The organism is Crinalium epipsammum PCC 9333, from assembly GCF_000317495.1.
Lineage (GTDB): Bacteria > Cyanobacteriota > Cyanobacteriia > Cyanobacteriales > PCC-9333 > Crinalium > Crinalium epipsammum.
Window position 1 is genome coordinate 490,119 of sequence record NC_019753.1, and the last position, 17,258, is coordinate 507,376.

Below are 17,258 nucleotides of genomic sequence, written 5' to 3' on the forward strand. Positions count from 1 at the left end.
AGCAGTGCCGTCAAACAAGTGCTGTATAACAGTAGGCAAAGTACAGCTAAAAAAATAGTATCGCAAAACAACTTGTACTGCATGAAGATATTCATTTAAAACTCTAAAATAACTACAAATTCGATAACAAGATTATGTTGAACTTGGCGGCAATAGCCGCCTTTTTTTTTGAAATTACACTCATAAAACAAATGAATACCATCCAAAAAGCTCCTGCAACCGATAGCAAAACAGGTACTACCAAAAAGAAAACAACAACTACTACTGATGGTAGTAAAAACAAAGTAGGAGCGACTATTGCTTCCTCTTCAGCTATTACTGATGATATTGATATTGACGTTTACATTGATGATGACATTGACGCACTAGCGGCTGCTGATGCCAAAAGAGCCAAAGCCGAAAGGATGGCAGCTAAAAGGGCAAAAGCTGAAGCAGCAAAGTCATCCGTAGTAACAGAAGCACCTGAATCAGAAAGCCCTAAGTCGGAACCAGAACCAGAAACAACTGATCAACCAACCGAATTTGTTCCAATTGTTCCAGCTAAAACTAAAGCAAAAACTCAAGAAATTAAGATAATTTGCAACCAAGCTAAACTCAAAGAAGCTTTAGATATTCTGACAGGTATTGCACCTGCAAAACCAACACATCCTATATTAGCTAATGCCTTAATCATTGCCAATAAGGATACTCAATCGTGTAGCTTGACTGTTTATGATTTAAGCGTGGGTGTTCAAACTGTCGTTGACTGCAAGGTGGCAGGGGAGGGTGAAACTACACTTCCAATCGCACTACTAACAGATATTGTAGGCAAATTTCCCAGCGATTGCGAAATCGTAATGACGGGGAAAAACGATACAATCAACATCCATGCTGATGCTGGAAAGTACACAATCAAAGGGATCTCTACTGAAGAATTTCCCGAATTACCAGCAGTATTTACGATCGCAAGATCTATACCCGCAGAAACCTTAAAAGAAGGACTTAAAGCCACTATCTTTGCTGCAAGTAAAGACGAAACTAAGCAAATACTAACTGGAGTCTTCTTTAAATTAGAACAAGACAGAATCAACTTAGCAGCGACAGACGGAAGCCGTTTAGCTGCGATAGAAGGTTCCACAAAAGGTATCGGTAAAAAGGAGAACACAGAGGTGCTAGAAGAAATTAAATGTACCATACCTGCGCGAGCAATGGAAAAGCTGCTAGTCATCCAAAACAGCACAGGGACAACATCAGTTGAAATGCTATACAACCCAGAAACCGCCACTGTAGCATTTCAATCTGGTAAGGTAAAGTTAGTCAGTCGCTGCTTACAAGGCGATTATCCAAACTATCCCCAATTACTTGAGCAAAACTGCTTCCAGCAAGTAATAGTTGACAAAGCAGGAATAGTTAAATCTCTCTCTAGATTAGGGAGTTTAGCCGACAAAAATGAAAAAACTGTCAAGATTGACATCAATGTTAAAGAGCAAGAACTATCACTATCGATCATCAGAGATTTTGGTAGTGGTGAAGAAGTTTTAGCAGGTGCTATTACCTGCATAAGCGGCTACGCAGCTAAATTTAATAAACAGCATTACCTTTATTTTTAATCTTACGTTCCCATTTAATAACAAGACCTCCTTCATTTAACAACTTATTCAATAACTCTTCTAACTGTTCTACTGATTCAAATAGTCGATGAGCTATATATTCTTTCGCTGAATGCCAAACTAATTCGATTAAATTATAATCTGGACTATATGGCGGTAAGAACTCTAAAATAATATTGGGCATTTCTGAGGCAATTTTTTCTAAAATATCTTTTCTTTTGTGGAAGCTGGCGTTATCTAAAATAATAACTATTTTGGCTGAACATTTGGTAAAATCTTCACTTTGTTTACCTTGCTCAATCCATTCTTCTAGTAAAAAAGTATTTAAGAGTTTTATCTGTTCATAAAAAACATCTGCATTTCCTTTTTTGATGACAAAATTCATTCTTTTTTTATCGTGATAACGTAATCCTCCCATGATATTTACTCTTCCTCTTCTTCTTTGTCCCGCCACCTTCTTTCTATAGCCTTTTCTTCCCCATGTTTTTCTTCTTATTACTCTTAAACTAAACCCACTCTCATCCCAAAACCATACCTGTAGACGTTCTGGGGTGGCGAGCGTGATTTTTAAATATTCCGCTAATTTTTCTTTAAATATTTTACGCTTTTCAGGATTTTGTTTGTCTTCTAGGCTATACTTTGCCCAAAGGTAAACGTACTTTTTTCGCTCTAAAATTCTCCTAACTTGAGAGCCGCTTAACTTAATTCCTGTCGCTTTTTCCAAATAAGTTGCTAGCCTCGCTGCTGTCCCTCGACCAAACTCATATCCATACTCGGATGGCTCTTTTTCAATGATTTCTAATAAAACCTCCTCATATTTTTTTGTAACTTTACGGAAGTTACCTTCTCTTCTTCCATCTAGAAAGCTTTCTAGTTTATCTGGGTCGCCATGCACCGCCCAATATGCTACTGTTGGATATGCTATCTGTAAAAAATTACTTATTTCTTGGTAAGTTTTCCCCTCATTCATTAATAGTAAAATGAGAACTTTCTCTCTTACATAGGGATTTTCATCTTCTTTTAGAGTTTTTAGTAGCCGTTCTCTCTGTTCTTGAGTCAGATGGTTTTTCGCTGGCATACCTGGCTGGCAATCTCGTACTTATTTAATTCTCTATTATACAATCAAGCTGCGTAGCAGCTTAAACAACGAAGAAACCAAAAACGAAACGTTACTCTTTAATTTGAGATTCTTGGCAGAAGGACTAAAAAGTTTACCTAGTAGTGAAATCCAAATTAATATGACAGGAAGCAAAGAAAGTCCTGTCATATTAGTCCCATTTGGAAATATGGGGAACCCAAGTTTGGTAATGGATTTCAAGTATATGTTGATGCCACAGTCAGATGGCTAGTACAAACAAACACCATGTTATCTGCCCAAGAATAGCCCCCAAAAGGGGGCTTTTTTTTGAAAAAGATTGAATCACTTCTAATAACAAATGCACACGCCATTAACTCTAAAATACCGCCCTCAACTATTAGCTGATCTAGTAGGTCAAGACTGCTTGAGTCAAACCTTAACGAATGCCATCAAGTCGGGGAGAATTGCACCAGCTTATTTATTCACAGGCCCGAAAGGAACAGGCAAGACATCAACAGCAAGAATATTAGCTAAGTCCCTAAACTGTTCTAACAATTCACTACCCACTGTTACTCCTTGTGGGAAGTGCCAATCTTGTCGCTCAATTGAAAAGAGCAGTAGCCTTGATGTAAGCGAAATTGATGCAGCTAGTCACAATGGAGTTGACGATGCGCGGGCATTGATTGAACGCAGCCACTTAGCGCCAGTAGGACACGGCTATCGAATCTTTATCCTTGATGAAGTTCACTGCCTATCATCACAGGCATTTAACGCCCTGCTGAAATGTTTGGAGGAACCACCAGCTAAAGTAATTTTTATCCTCTGCACTACAGAAGCGCACAAAATTTTACCCACCATCGTCAGCCGCTGCCAGGTCTTAAATTTCAAGGCAGTCTCAATTGCTAATCTTATTAAACAATTAACCAATGTAGCTGAACTTGAGGAAATTGCAATTAATGAAGCTGCATTAACAGCTTTGGCGCGTACTGCTGATGGAGGAATGCGGGATGCGCTACAACTACTTGACCAACTAAGTTTGCTTGAAGTAGAAATCACACCCGAACATATTGCAGAGATCTCAGGGGATGTTAATCCATCCGATTTAATTGCAATTCTCAAAGCAATCCGATCTAAAAACACAGCTTCCCTATTGCAGCTATCTAGCAAGTTACTTGATAGTGGCATTTCGCCAAAAGCAATCTTGGTATCACTGCTAAAAGTTTACAGAGATCTGCTTGCGATCGCATCCGATCCAACATCCAAGAACAATGACTTACTAATTAGTACGGTAAGCGCGGTAACAATACGCAAGGTTGCAGAAAGCCTTGGATACAACCAAATCCAATCAAGCTTGCAACAACTGAGAGAAGCAGAATACCAGCTAAAACAAGCTTTACAACCTGCTCTGTGGGTTGAAGTGTGCTTGCTAGGGCTAATCCCAGAATCAACAATCAACACTAACAAAAAAGCAAGTGAAAATGCCCCCATTCCTGCTACCACTGCACCAAAACCAAAACCGAAAACCGACACTCCGGCTAAGATCTGGCAAAAAACTCTCGCAACGACAACCGCCAAAAATCAGGCAGTGCTATCTATTGCCAATTTGTGCAAGTTAGAAGAAAGTACTGCTGAACTCGCTGTACCCCAATCGCACCTAACAAAATTTGAGGGATATAAAGCCAAAATTACCAAAATGTTGGGCGAAGTTACAGGCAGAGAAATCACTTTAACCCTAGTAGCAGAGAAAAATCAATGATTATTGCATTAATTGGAGATGATGATTACAACATCAAGAAAAGAGTAGCTTCACTACTGGGGGAATTAGACCCAAAGTGGAAGGATTTTAACTACCACAGATTTTCTGGAGACACCCAATTAAAAAGCGCAATTAACTGTGCGCTCACACCAGCTTTTGGGGATCAAAAACATAAGCTTGTGGTGATAGAAGAATGTCACTTTGGCAATTGGGGAGAAACAGCCCTAAAACTATTTGAGCTACTACCTAAAATTCACATCTGCACTAAGTTGGTGTTTGTAGCAACGAATATAGACAAACGGCTCAAAGTTACCAAGGGATTACTAAAACACGCCAAATTGATAGAGTTCAATCTAGCTCCGCCCTGGCGAACTGATTTAATCAGTGGTGCGATCGCAGCCCAAGCCAAAGCACTCAAACTAACCCTCAATAGAGAATGCCTTGACTACCTAACAGAAGCCATAGGCAATAACTCTGCGCGGGCTGAATCCGAACTCACCAAACTAGCAACTTACAGCACCACCCAGAAGCTAACACTCCAAGATATTCAAGAGTTAGTACCAACGCTTACTCAAAATAGTTTACAGCTAGCAGAAGCCATGAGGAAAAACGACCCTCATAAAGCGATGGCATGGCTAAACGAACTACTAGCTCGCGGTGAAATGCCCATTGTTGTCGTGAGGACACTGCAAACTCAATTCAGAACTTGGCTGTGGGTAAAATCTGCGATCGCATCAGGAATGAAACAAGATTTAGAAATAGCTAAATTCTGCAATCTTGGTAATCCTAAGCGTGTTTATTTCCTTAAACAGGAAGTAGCAAAGTGTACAGTTGCATCTCTCAGTACAGCACAACGAACATTGCTGGAATTGGAGGTAGCACTAAAGCAAGGGGAGTCTCCAACCCAACTAATGCTTCCGTACATTCTAAATGTTACCATACTGTTCTAGTCTGTAATATTGTATACCCAATTATTAAATTGGGTACTTTTTTTCAATGAGTTAAGAACGATGTTTTCTCTGCATTTTAAAAATATATAAAATCAGAAAAATTATATATTACCGCTAACGCGGAAACCCATTGAATGTTATTAAATTTTTACCATGCTAACAACAATAAAAAGAAACCCTAGCGATCCACTCTTAAGACCAGACTATATCCGCTTTAGTTGGAGACAATACAAATCCTTTGAAACGGGATATCCAGAGTATCACGAACTTAGTTGCAGATACCCTAAGCCACCAAAACCAACAAGAAACTATCAAGAGCAAGACCTACTTGACTTAGAAGAAAAATTAAAAGTTAAATCCAGAAGAAAGTGAAGATTTGTAAATATACGATAGCTAGATCTTAGAAATAGTCTTATACACCCCGAAAAGGGTAGTTTTTTTTAATAAATCACCTTGCGGTGATTGTAGATAAAATTTAGTTACAGCTTAAGCAAATGGAACTTACACAAGTAGACATAGACCAATGCACCCGAACTCAAAAAACCTATGTGCATAGACTAGGGATAGCAGAAACCTACGCACATAGAGTGGGTATAACAGAAATTCATTACACCGAAGGAGTGCATTTAGTAGCAACCAAAGGCAAGGCGTTTTGGCTACTAGCGGCAATACTTTCATATCAAAATAGCCCCGTAATAAAACAAACTGAATTAAAGGATTTTCAACTATGGGAATTGAATGTTTCTGAAAACAAAACCGCAGTACTAACTTGCAGAATTGATGATGATTTACCCCCGCTAATTTCACAAAAAATTGCCATTACAGATTTCCCCTTACCGTACCTGCGATTAATCTACTTCAGTGATGTACTCAGATTATTTTCAGAATGTAAATAAGACGTAATCAACAAAATAAAGGAACACAAAAATAGCATTCACCACCCATAAAAGGGTGCTTTTTTGAGTAAATCACCTTCCGGTGATTTTATAAGAAACTTAATTACAAAAAAAATCAAATGACGCTGACACAAGCAGATATTGATCAGTCCAGAATAAGTGAAAACAATTATAGCCATTCTATAGGTAGTTTGAAAATCAATTATACGGATGGAGTATACCTAGTAGCAACTGAAAGCAAAGCTTTTTGGTTGCTAAATGTGATTTTATCTTACCAAATTTATCCAGTTTTAAACTCACATGAATTAAAAAGATTTCAACTTTGGGAATTAACTGTTAATGAAGATAAAAGTGCTTTAGTTACTTGCAGAAAGAGCGAAAATTCATCTATAATATTTTCACAAAAATTTGAAAAAACAGACTTCCCACTACCTTTGCTACAACTATATTTAATTGACGGAACCTTAATGCTACCCTCTGAAAACTAAACTAAAAATTCAAAAAGATGGACAAAACATTATTTAATCTCAATGATTACAAGGGGGCGGAAGCCCCTAAAATACTCAGCGTTGAGTCTATTCCCACAAGTGCAAAAGTTCCCATTCCTGCTGGTACTTACAATTCAATCAAAGGTATTAGGCAGCACTGTAACAACTGCCAACGCTGCCCACTTGGAGAGACTCGTACACACGCTGTTGTAGGACGCGGCAATCGTCACGCTCCAGTAATGGTGATTGGCGAAGCACCTGGAGCGCAAGAAGACGAAACTGGTAAACCATTCGTAGGCGCTGCGGGAAAAGTACTTGAAAGAATGTTGAAAAAAGCCAATCTTTCAACGGGAAAAGACGGTGACGTTTATATCGCCAACATCATCAAGTGCCGTCCGCCAGATAACCGCGTGCCAACAAATAAAGAAATTGCAGCTTGCAAACCTTATCTGTTAGAGCAAATTCGGCTTATAGACCCGAAAATTATTGTATTGATAGGCGCTACTGCTGTACGCGGGCTGCTTGGCAATAGAGGGGGGATAACTAGAATTCGTGGCACGTGGATGAAATGGAATAGACGTTTTTATATGCCCATTCTACATCCAGCGTACTTACTACGAAACCACGACTATAGCAAGGACGGCCCCTGGCGACTGACTGAGAGAGATCTAAAAGTTGTGCGGAAAGCCAGCCAACAATTAGCGAGAACAATTAAACCAGTTGATTAGAAATTGACTGTACATAATTAGCAATTATTGGTTCAGTTAACAATAACTGCTTAACTTCCGCAACTGAATCGGTTGCGTTTAGGACTTGTGAACCTAAACGCAGCCAATCCTTCTCTGTTGGCAAACTATTGGGTGCTGTGATTTGCTGATTGGCTAAAATCTCATATTGATGCGATCGCAGTCCCTCTACAACTCGGACATTGCGAAACAAGGTATTCAAACTATCGTGTGCATCAAGGATGTGTGTTAAAAGATTGGTATCAAATTTTTCATCTTTTAAAAGCGTGTTTACTTCTTGCTGCAAATGTGCGGGTAAAGGATGTGACATCAGAGCAAGTGACACCAGAAATGCTTGCAGACCGATTAATTCTAAAGCGCCCATAATTAATTTATTGAAACTATTTCAAACGTTACAACATACCAACGCGATAGCGTTGAAATCAAATTGCAGTTACTTTTGATAAATAGCGACTATTGTCGCTATTAGGCTAAGAATTTTTACTGAATCTCTAGCCTTATGTTAATAACCTTAAATGATCTAAATTCCAAAAGCGAAACTGAGTACACTACCAAAGATAACAACCAGTACGAACAACAATTCCAGTTTCAATTAGCAGTCAAACAATTGCTACTAAAACTACCAGTAGAGCCAATACTAGAAAGTTATCCGCAAGTCAAAAACTGGGTAGAAAAAATACAGCAACTACTTCCGTCATTGTTTACTATATCTGCTGAAAAGTTACATTTAGATACAGCTTTTAGCCAATCAATCAATGTTGGAGAAACAAATGCTTGCCTACAAATTAGTACTAATGCTATTTTTAAACGAAAAAGCACCATTTTGATAGAATGGGCAATCCGCAAACCTACAGTTAATTGGGCAGATAAAACTAAACTGTGGGTTGCTTGCGAATATCTATCAATCCCACCTGAAAGTTTAAAGCTAGTTGTTCTAGCTGTTAATTCAGAGCTACCTGCAAAAAGCCTGATAATCAGATGGAATGAAGGCGAGCATAAAACAACTGGAAATTGGTTAAAGAATAAAGTAGCGAGTTTAATGAATGAACCAACAAATGAAACAGCACCAATTCTAATTCCAGATATAGATCTAACAGATAATCGTAGATTAACGTTTTCTGAAATTCCAGAAGTGGCAATCTAAAAATCAAGTCCTGCAATCAAAAACTAATTATAAATTGCAGGACTTAATCTTTATGTACGAGTATTGAAATTAGTCTTAACTCGAAGCGAAACTTTTATTGGCGGCTCTTCCTCAAGAATATCAATTTCTTCGTTTTCAGAAGTTGCAGTAGAAGCAATAGGTTGAGATACAGGTCTAGCAGCAGGTGGAGGTGGAGTTTTCCCTGGCTTAAACGCAGAATTACCTTGTTGCAATTCAGGAGGGAGTGGCAACATTTCTTCCGCCGCCGCCAACCGTTTGTTTAATTCTTCGGTCAACTGCTCAGAATTGAAGAGTGACACACGCTTTTCTAATTTTGGACGAACGTGAGAATGCCATAAAGCCTCTGATTCCTGCCCTATCTTAATATCTGAGGGCGGGACAGGGATACTGAGGATATAGGGTATGAAGCCTTCTTGACCCGATTTGTAGCCAGGGCTAGTAATGACACATCTACCTTGTGGAAATCTCATAATTTCATCAACAGCTAAAATAGGAATTTTTTGAAGTGATTCACTTTCACTTTGTGTACGATTTCCTTGAGCTTGGCTAGTAGATTTATTTTTTAAAGTAATTTCTTTCTCACCATAACGATCTGAGTACTTCTTAGCAGTATCAGCATTACCAGGATTAAATAAAACATGAGTGCTACAAGCTGATGCGATCGCAGCACCTTGATTTTCTCCGTACTGATCGTATAATTGTTGTAAGCTCTGAATTCCTAATATAAAACAAGCACCATTAGAACGATATTCGTTTAGCCATTGAGTTATTCTGTCCAACCTTATGCTAGGAAATTCATCAAGACAAACAACTAATGGTGTATCTCGTTTTGTACTAAAATTATTAACAACAATTAGATGAATAGCGGCTGCTAATAATGGACCAACGATACTTCTTCTGGCATCATCTAATTTAAAAATAACAATTTCTTTCTCTTTTAACCGGGTAGGAATATTAGAATGCCCTATAAAAGCTTGCAACAAATCAGCCTGGATAAAGCTACTAAAAGTACCAGCAGCAGTAGTTAAAATACCTGAGATAGTTTTCTCAGCTTCTTTCGCACTTAAGAACTGTACGAAACTGGTAGCAACCCACGGATTCATTTGTCCGCTTTGTACAGCATGATCAATCCGTTTTACTAAATTTGGCAAGCGTAGCAAAGCGTACAACAGTGCCATATCGTGGTAATCAGGATTTTTATAAGTCTTAACTAGCTGCAACAATCCCTTAGCTAGCATATCACCAGCTTTCGAGAAAAATTCATCACCTTTAGAAGAACCAGAACTAGCATTCCTATTAATAACTTGCCCTAATTCTCCAGCCATTACCGAATCTTCTGGAGATTTAATAAAGTCAAGTGGATTAATAATTCCAGAGTAAGGTTCGCCTGGTGCAAAAACATGAACTTTGTAACCGTAACGCGCTGCTAGTGGAGCGTGTAAAGCTAACTGATCTCCCTTTTTATCATATAAAACAATGGGAAATCCTTGTATCATTGCACTCTTTACAGCAGGATCAATTGTTGAAAAAGTTTTACCACTCCCAGGACTACCAATTACTAATGTGCCACGTTCTGCATGAGGTAGCCAGATAGTAGGCATAGAACCCATTGCTGTTTGAACTTGGGAAATTATACCTTTTAATTTTTTACCTTTCCACCAATATCTCGGACTACCACACCACAAACAAACTTGATTATATTTACGTTTCTTAATTTGACTAAGAGCTAAAGCTGTTGCCGCCATTCTTTCTGAAGTGCCGCAAATTTTGCCTGTAGTAATTTTGCCTTTAGATGAACTTAAAAACATTAAAAATATAACGACAAAAATTAAACCACCAATAACAGTAAGACCTTCTGGATTATTATATTCTTTAAAAATACCGCTAATATCAATAGATGATTTAAACCCAGAAGATTTGCCAGTATGTTGTTTAGGTGGAGAAGAAGTTTGTGCTATGAAAGTTGGTAATTGAGGTTGAGCAAGCAAAAATTTAATTTCAAAAGTCATTGAAAAGTCCTGTTAATAATATATAGATAGGAATACATTACAGTAGTTCATTAAATCGTAATCAACTACCTAGCGGAATAGTTGTTATAAATATTTGTCTATCAAAAGACTCGTTTGACTGGTAGTTATTTAGTTAACAGGAAAGTGCAATAAAAGCAACAAAAGCTCCCATTAGGGAGCTTTAATTCAACCATTAATGGTACAGCAACTTAATACCCTTTTGATTCAAACCTTAAAGTTAATAGCTGTATCAAAGGGGCATAACTGCCCCTTTATGGAATGAACACTTTCACTATTTACGATTAATACAGAATGGTTAGCACAAACGGTAAAACAACAAGAAAGAAAGCAAAGGTAGTTGAAGTAGTTGAAGATTTCAATCTAGACATTGACCCTGAACTCATGGAACCAGGATATAACCAAATCCGACGACCACAACTTCCATACGGGATTGTCATTAACGATTCTCCAGCAGGGATCATCATTCCTATCGATCAACTAGAAAAAGCTGGTTGGTTAAGAATGCCCGATGAAGAAGAACTGACAACTGTGGAATTCACAGAAGATGTCACAGGACTTCTGATACAAAATGCTCGGATGTTAGTGCTAGGAGCAGTACCAGAGTATATCCGGTACAAAGCAGATGTTGAAGATCTGGCTGGTACGATGGTGGGACTGTACGAAGACCACAAATCTCAACTGGATAAGAAAACAATGGAAGTGTGCTGCGAACACGCTCTTGTGTTCTTAGACGAAAATAATCGTCCCCTGCACACTGTAGCTATTGTCGTCCGCTTCAAAAACGTGGCGCTCTGGAGTTTCAAAGCAGCACGTGAAGAATACTACCGCCAACTAGAAAAAGCATTTGCTGATTACTGCGAAGTACCTTACTCCGGTAAGAATGATAAGTGGCGCAGCTTGGGCGTACTGGAAGTTGAGTTCAAAGCGGTAAAGGAAGGTGAAGGAAAGAACAAGCACTTCTGCTGCAAAACAGTGAGTATCACCAAACCAACAGCAGAAAACTTCCCAACTTTGTTTCTAGGTTCACCAGAACTAAAAGGAAGAATTTGGGGTTTGCATGACGAAATTGCTGGATTCAACGAATCTACTGTACCAGCATTACCACCTGCAAAAGAACCATTAATTGAGGTTTTACCACCAGCATCTAAAGGTAGTCAAGAACCCAAAAGTGCAACTGCAAAACGCCAAAATCGCCAAGCTAAAGTTGTTGAACTTGTAGAAGATGATGATTTTGAAATTGAAGATGAAGAAACCGAACTAAATGTGGATGAGGAGGAAAATGAAGCAGAAGATGACGACGATCTAGATTTCGACGATGAGGATGAGTCAGACTAATAATTAAGTTAATACCCAGCAATTATTGCTGGGTATTATTATAGACTCGCTGCTATGCCAATGATGTAAAAAGCAGAAATAAGAAAGCGATCGCATCTAATTGTCAAGGTTTTAGTAATAACCTATAGAATCTGTTAGAATTTTAATAATCAACAGTTTGCCCGCTCTATATTAACAAATTTTATCTAGTCTTTAACAACTTTAAAAATATGGAGAAAGTTGTTACTAAAGTCAATAAAAATGAGCAAAAAAGCGATTTTGGTTATTGGCAAAAACAACCTTGTCAAAGCCGATTAGAAGCTTTAGAACAAATTCGTCAAGAATATCATCAATATCAATATAATGCTGAACCAAGACTTCAAAGAGTTTATACAATTATCAAACGATAAATTAAACATGATTGGGGGTTAATATGAGCGATTTTACTATACCTGAACCACAAAAAATTAAACAAACAAGTGTTAAAGTGCGTCGTGCTATTCAAGAAATGGAAATAGCTGGCTTAGAATTACAAGAGGCTATTGATAGGTTAGAGGAAGATAATAGACAGCAACGTTTGACAAGATTAAAGTCTGCCATTATTAATGCCTGATTGAGAACACAGCGATCGCTCTTATTTATACTGACGATGAAACAGAGCGATCGGCAAATAAAAAAATCGGTTTGTAATTAAAAAATGATTACTCAATCAAACTTTATTCTTACTGTTAATTTTTGTTTCTAAAAGCGTACTACGAGCTAATTGATAATAGCTACCGTTGTAACAGTAAGAAGACTGACGTAATAAAGTTTTTTCGGGTTGTGTAACCTCTAAGCAAGGTAAACCCAGATCATTATCAGAAGTTGTACCTGCAACAAATAAAGCCTTACCAGGGGGCAAGTTAGGACGCAAATAGCTTGAGAAAACTTGAGTAGGTGCTTGCTCTTTTTTGATTAAATAACCAGTATACAAACACCCAACTGCACCACAAAGACCAGAATTATTAAAGTCAAACAGAACTAATTTAGCCCCTCGCCCATTAGCAGTCCAAGCTAGCATAGATGGTACAATAGTTTGAGGTGCTGGAACTTGATTTAAGTCAGTATTTTGCTTGACAACTTCCTGTAAAACTTGTGCTGAAACAGCATTTTCAGCTTTCTGCCAAGAAACAGTACCAGCAGCCGAACAGGAAGAAAGTAGCACGCTCAATAGTAAAAAAAGACCTATTCCTAGACGAAACCAACGTCCGATCGCAAACCACTCAGCAGGAGGGCTTTTAGGATGTTCAAATTCAGCTTTAAAATCAGCCAATTTCGCTCTAAATTTACGTCGCAATTCACCCTTAGATACTTCCTTAGTATTTGATAGTGTAGGAGTAAATACGGGTGGTAATAGTTCACTATCTAATGCTGCTAAATCAGAATAAATTTGGTCATCCATCATTTTAAACTCCTTGAGCTTTATATCGTTTCAAAACTTCTTTTCCGTAAGACTTAATAGTGTATCGCCCAAAAGCATCAGAGCCGTCCCCATCTACCTTGCTATAATTTCCTCCAAAGTGTTTTTGAGCTACTCGTTCAATTAAGCGATCGCCTTCAAAAAGCTGTCCTGTAGTCGGATCTACTTCAGTCGATACTGTAGCCAAAGAATTAGCTAAATCGCGTTTAAAAATTGATTCTTGATCGGCTGGAGGAAAATATTGAAATATTTCTGCATCAGTTGGTTGATATCCTTTACTTTTAAGTTTAAGTAAAAAATCGTTGCCCCCTGGTTTAGATGCAATCAGATTTTTTACCGTGTCGTTATAGGACATATATTGATATTTACCCAAGGCGTAACCGCAGTTATTACCATTGTCCGCACAAACATAAGGGCCAGCTAAATTATAATTTCCACCGCTCTCTAAACTAGATGTGGTTTGAGCTAAAGTATCAACATTTATACCTTGCACCAATCCCACTGAAGGTACAACGTTTGCTGAAGTTGCAGCACTATTAGATTGAATGTTTTTATTCAAGCTATTCGTGGCAGTAGCAGTAGATGTAGGAGCAGGAAGCGAATTGTTAGGTACACTAACAGCAGCAGCCGCATTGCTATTTAATAACCCAACAAAGATAGGTGCATTAACTCGGTAACTGAAAAATGGAACTGGCCCAATAAAATAAGGTGTCGCTCCACAGAAAGCTTGTAAACGGAAATACAGAGCAGTATCTACTGTGTCAGTCTTTTCGTTAGGCTCCATCACCACTACCTTAAAAGCACTACCAAAGGGCAATCTCCCCGTTGGTTCCTTACCACCGTTAACGCTTTTAAGACAGCCCCAACCGCCTTCTACCTGCTGGTACTTACCACTAATCCATTGTTTACCTTCAAGCGAGCCACGCGCCTGACGACCTACGTTTTCGACATCATCTAACTCTAAATAGGGGCAGTTTTCACCGCAACCTTTATTAAATCCGACAACATCAGAACCAGAAATGGTATTTTGACGCTTACTTTCAGCACCTCCATAAATAGCATCAATCCGCATAACAACTCCACCCAATTCAGCAACAGGTGTAGGAAATTGCGACAAAGGTAAATTAGCCAGCCCTGGAATATCTTTAACTACAGCATTTTGCCACCCATTGAACTGTTGAAGTGGCGTTGCATCTAAGTTAGGGATTGAAGATAAAGGGAATTGCTGTAAATCAATATCTTTAAGTTTGGAATTACCTACTTGTGGAAACTGGTTGAGTATTGTAGCTATTGGTAAATTCAAAGAATTAGTTAAACCCTTAGCAGCTAATAGAGCAGCTACAGGTGGAATATTCGCAGCTTTAACTTGCCCAAGTGAAGAAACAGCTTCAACTAACTGATTCAAAGTCTGTTCCCCAACCAAGGGAAAAGCACTTAACGCTATGCTTTTTACATCCAAATTAGTCTTCTTTCCTACTTCACTAACTGGAAGCAACTCACTCCGTAAAGCCTGACTAATATCTCCCAAACTGAGAAATTGATCTGGAGTCTGACCCGATTTCCAACTACGACTCACACCAGCAGCATTAACGCTACCATCCGAATTAATTGGTGGTAGCGAACCAAGACTAATTTGACTCCACTCTGGCAAAAGCGCATTAGTTGAATCAGCGCCAGAAGTCTGCAAAATTCTAGTTGGTAAATTAGTCTCAACTGCTGGCTGCGAAGGCGCAGGCTTAATATCACCTAAAAAGAATAGAACCACAAACAGGGCAGATAATGCCCAAATTAAAAAACGTCGAGAGTGCAAATATAAAATTGCTAGCATTGCCAATACTTTTTAAAAATGAAGTTTTCAGCGATTCCAGTAGTTTGACCGATACAAAATCAAACCCACCCTGACTCTTAAGACCGACAAATATTAAAAATTAAGTTTATTCAACAGCGACAAGCTTTAAACCACATCTATCACTAGAGAGAAAATATGCCTATCGGCATAGTTTTAGAAGAAAACCTAAAACTAAGGCATTTTTATGTGCAAGCAGCTTTCCATCCAAACCGAGAGTGAAAACAAACGTTGGGAACGTCGCTGTTTAAGAAATCTTAGGCAGATGAGTCAAAGACAGCAATCATTAAGCTTTAAGAAAATCAAAATTTATTTTCAGTACCCAACACTTCCAAAGAACTGGAACGAGACTCAAGCATTTTGATCATTACAGTACAGCAAGTAGGAAATCTTCTACTTGCTTTAAACCTACAACTTATTAATAAGCAGCAAAAAAAAATGAAAAAAGTTCTAGAAAAGCTTTGGAAACAAATAGGCGAAGAAAAATTTATTGAGGAATTATCAGAATGGCTAGCAATTAAACAAAAAGATCAAGCCGTTGTTTGGACAGTCCTAAGAGTTCCGAGCTTATCTGTTAAATATCCTGATGCCTTAATTAGAAAGGCGTTCTCTAATAATAAGGGTAGCTACAAACGAAAACATAAAGATAAACGTCAAGTTAGAAAACGTCAACACATGAGCAAAATAATAAGAACCCGCAATAATTAAATTAACGGTTTCGCAGATGTTACTCTGGCTTATAGTTAATTATAAAAGTTAGTATAACTTGCATTTAATGTTCTTGTTCTACTAACTTTTATAATTAATTCTCAAGGTTCTAATTGTAGTTGATCGTCATCATAATCGCTATAGTAAGACTGATAAGAAGACTCAGGCTCTGGTTGTGGATGAGAGTAATCAGTGTGCGGATTAGGATTAGACCAGGACTCGCTCCAAGCGTTATCCATCGGATTAACCTCGAAAGGATTTTCTTGGTAAGGATCTGTTATAAAATCCGTTGTTAGTGGGCTATCGGCACCAAAATTACCTGAGTCCTGACCACCAAAAAGTTGACTATTATCGTATCCAGAACCTGAATTAGAATAACCAGATTCCTCGGTGTTGTATCCGCTACTGTTCCAACCTGATTCAGAGTTATCACTACTACCGCCCCAACCAGAGTTATCGTTATTCCCGTAACCGCTCATAACTTAAAACCTTTTAATCTAAATAAACTCTAACCATAACCAAAAATATAAATAAGTTAGATCTATCAACAGATAGATAAGAATTAGGGGCTACCAATCTAAGGCGGGACAGTTTGGGGCGGAGTCAGTAGAGGTAGTAAATGGTAAAAAGCTGCTATGCTCTGTTCGTGATGCTCATTCTTAGATGTAGTATAGGAATAAGAACAAAAAACTAATTTGGAGTAGATTCGCGTTACTCTAACGCGAACAAAATAAGATTTTTCTAATTAAAAGTTAATTATTTGGGTGTACTCTCTGGTGTGGATTCCGGCTGAGATTCAGAATATAAACTCAGCCAACTTTCATAAAGAGAAGATATCGCTCTAGCACAAGCATCAATTTTTCCGCGACGTGCGACAAGCATTACAGCATCAATATGTTCACTGGAACCAGCTTTACCTAAATGTTTGTACTTACTGCGTTTGCTACTATCTATCTTCTGTGGAAAAATCGCTTCTTTAGCTTGCAATTTGTAATACCAATAATAACCTGTACGGCTACGAGCCTTGTAGCGCATGACCCAAACATCAGGTGGAGCGATATTACCTTCTAATTCTAGGTGCTCGATCTCCTGCCTTAATTGAGCAATCGCTTCTTTGATACGAAGAGCACGAGTTGCTAAATCTTGTGATTGTGTGGCTCTAACTTTTGGGGCTAACTTAGAGGTTTTACTAGAGAGGTCGTCCATAAGCTGGGGTAGTAAATATCTCCTTAG

General features: G+C 38.3%; 19 protein-coding genes. 12 read left to right on the top strand and 7 right to left on the bottom strand.

Annotated elements, in window-relative coordinates; translation table 11 throughout:
* Positions 1-191 precede the first annotated feature (191 nt).
* A complete protein-coding gene (gene dnaN, locus CRI9333_RS02015) occupies positions 192-1,589 on the top strand; it encodes a DNA polymerase III subunit beta (protein ID WP_198013602.1) in 1,398 nt (465 codons plus the stop codon).
* On the opposite strand, the gene CRI9333_RS02020 is transcribed toward dnaN, so the two are convergent.
* Complete coding sequence (locus tag CRI9333_RS02020; protein WP_015201529.1) at positions 1,561-2,667, bottom strand: IS630 family transposase; 1,107 nt, start codon at positions 2,665-2,667, stop codon at positions 1,561-1,563. The genes dnaN and CRI9333_RS02020 overlap by 29 nt on opposite strands.
* A 358-nt stretch (positions 2,668-3,025) precedes the next feature.
* Between CRI9333_RS02020 and dnaX the strand changes: the two genes are divergently transcribed.
* The 6 genes from dnaX (at position 3,026) to CRI9333_RS02045 (ending at position 7,485) form a co-directional block, all read left to right on the top strand.
* On the top strand, positions 3,026-4,423 hold the full coding sequence (dnaX, locus tag CRI9333_RS02025) for a DNA polymerase III subunit gamma/tau (RefSeq protein ID WP_015201530.1): 1,398 nt from the start codon (positions 3,026-3,028) through the stop codon (positions 4,421-4,423).
* Complete coding sequence (holA, locus tag CRI9333_RS02030; protein WP_015201531.1) at positions 4,420-5,373, top strand: DNA polymerase III subunit delta; 954 nt, start codon at positions 4,420-4,422, stop codon at positions 5,371-5,373. Before dnaX ends, holA begins: the two co-directional genes overlap by 4 nt.
* A gap of 153 nt (positions 5,374-5,526) precedes the next feature.
* Positions 5,527-5,745: a hypothetical protein gene (locus CRI9333_RS26430; protein ID WP_157462231.1), complete on the top strand. Its 219-nt coding sequence runs from the start codon at positions 5,527-5,529 to the stop codon at positions 5,743-5,745.
* Positions 5,746-5,867: 122 nt separating this feature from the next.
* Positions 5,868-6,269 (top strand): DUF6876 family protein, encoded by a 402-nt coding sequence (locus CRI9333_RS02035; protein ID WP_015201532.1) that lies wholly within the window; start codon positions 5,868-5,870, stop codon positions 6,267-6,269.
* 119 nt (positions 6,270-6,388) lie between these two features.
* The gene (locus CRI9333_RS02040; protein WP_015201533.1) at positions 6,389-6,757 is read left to right on the top strand and encodes a DUF6876 family protein; all 369 of its coding nucleotides are present in this window, start codon (positions 6,389-6,391) and stop codon (positions 6,755-6,757) included.
* A gap of 17 nt (positions 6,758-6,774) precedes the next feature.
* Positions 6,775-7,485, top strand: a complete 711-nt coding sequence (locus tag CRI9333_RS02045) for a uracil-DNA glycosylase (protein WP_015201534.1) — start codon at positions 6,775-6,777, stop codon at positions 7,483-7,485.
* Here CRI9333_RS02045 and CRI9333_RS02050 read toward each other — a convergent pair.
* The gene (locus CRI9333_RS02050; protein ID WP_015201535.1) at positions 7,469-7,867 is read right to left on the bottom strand and encodes a hypothetical protein; all 399 of its coding nucleotides are present in this window, start codon (positions 7,865-7,867) and stop codon (positions 7,469-7,471) included. The genes CRI9333_RS02045 and CRI9333_RS02050 overlap by 17 nt on opposite strands.
* Positions 7,868-8,002: 135 nt before the next feature.
* On the opposite strand from CRI9333_RS02050, the gene CRI9333_RS02055 reads away from it, so the two are divergent.
* Positions 8,003-8,647, top strand: coding sequence for a hypothetical protein (locus CRI9333_RS02055; RefSeq protein WP_015201536.1), 645 nt, complete (start codon positions 8,003-8,005; stop codon positions 8,645-8,647).
* 50 nt (positions 8,648-8,697) lie between these two features.
* Here the strand turns inward: CRI9333_RS02055 and CRI9333_RS02060 are convergent, their stop codons facing one another.
* Complete coding sequence (locus CRI9333_RS02060) at positions 8,698-10,677, bottom strand: type IV secretory system conjugative DNA transfer family protein (protein WP_015201537.1); 1,980 nt, start codon at positions 10,675-10,677, stop codon at positions 8,698-8,700.
* Positions 10,678-10,989: 312 nt separating this feature from the next.
* Between CRI9333_RS02060 and CRI9333_RS02065 the strand changes: the two genes are divergently transcribed.
* From CRI9333_RS02065 to CRI9333_RS02075, 3 genes are all read left to right on the top strand, one after another.
* Positions 10,990-12,033: a DUF5895 domain-containing protein gene (locus CRI9333_RS02065; RefSeq protein WP_015201538.1), complete on the top strand. Its 1,044-nt coding sequence runs from the start codon at positions 10,990-10,992 to the stop codon at positions 12,031-12,033.
* 209 nt (positions 12,034-12,242) lie between these two features.
* Positions 12,243-12,422 (top strand): hypothetical protein, encoded by a 180-nt coding sequence (locus CRI9333_RS02070; protein WP_015201539.1) that lies wholly within the window; start codon positions 12,243-12,245, stop codon positions 12,420-12,422.
* A 23-nt stretch (positions 12,423-12,445) separates the two neighbouring features.
* Positions 12,446-12,625 (top strand): hypothetical protein, encoded by a 180-nt coding sequence (locus CRI9333_RS02075; RefSeq protein ID WP_015201540.1) that lies wholly within the window; start codon positions 12,446-12,448, stop codon positions 12,623-12,625.
* A 96-nt stretch (positions 12,626-12,721) separates the two neighbouring features.
* Here CRI9333_RS02075 and CRI9333_RS02080 read toward each other — a convergent pair whose 3' ends face one another.
* Positions 12,722-13,456, bottom strand: a complete 735-nt coding sequence (locus CRI9333_RS02080) for a hypothetical protein (RefSeq protein WP_015201541.1) — start codon at positions 13,454-13,456, stop codon at positions 12,722-12,724.
* A gap of 1 nt (position 13,457) precedes the next feature.
* On the bottom strand, positions 13,458-15,299 hold the full coding sequence (locus CRI9333_RS02085) for a hypothetical protein (protein ID WP_015201542.1): 1,842 nt from the start codon (positions 15,297-15,299) through the stop codon (positions 13,458-13,460).
* Between the two features lie 378 nt (positions 15,300-15,677).
* On the opposite strand from CRI9333_RS02085, the gene CRI9333_RS02090 reads away from it, so the two are divergent.
* The gene (locus tag CRI9333_RS02090; protein ID WP_041225841.1) at positions 15,678-16,025 is read left to right on the top strand and encodes a hypothetical protein; all 348 of its coding nucleotides are present in this window, start codon (positions 15,678-15,680) and stop codon (positions 16,023-16,025) included.
* 101 nt (positions 16,026-16,126) lie between these two features.
* On the opposite strand, the gene CRI9333_RS02095 is transcribed toward CRI9333_RS02090, so the two are convergent.
* Positions 16,127-16,504, bottom strand: a complete 378-nt coding sequence (locus tag CRI9333_RS02095; protein WP_015201544.1) for a hypothetical protein — start codon at positions 16,502-16,504, stop codon at positions 16,127-16,129.
* A gap of 277 nt (positions 16,505-16,781) precedes the next feature.
* On the bottom strand, positions 16,782-17,231 hold the full coding sequence (locus tag CRI9333_RS02100) for a hypothetical protein (RefSeq protein ID WP_015180083.1): 450 nt from the start codon (positions 17,229-17,231) through the stop codon (positions 16,782-16,784).
* Positions 17,232-17,258 lie beyond the last annotated feature (27 nt).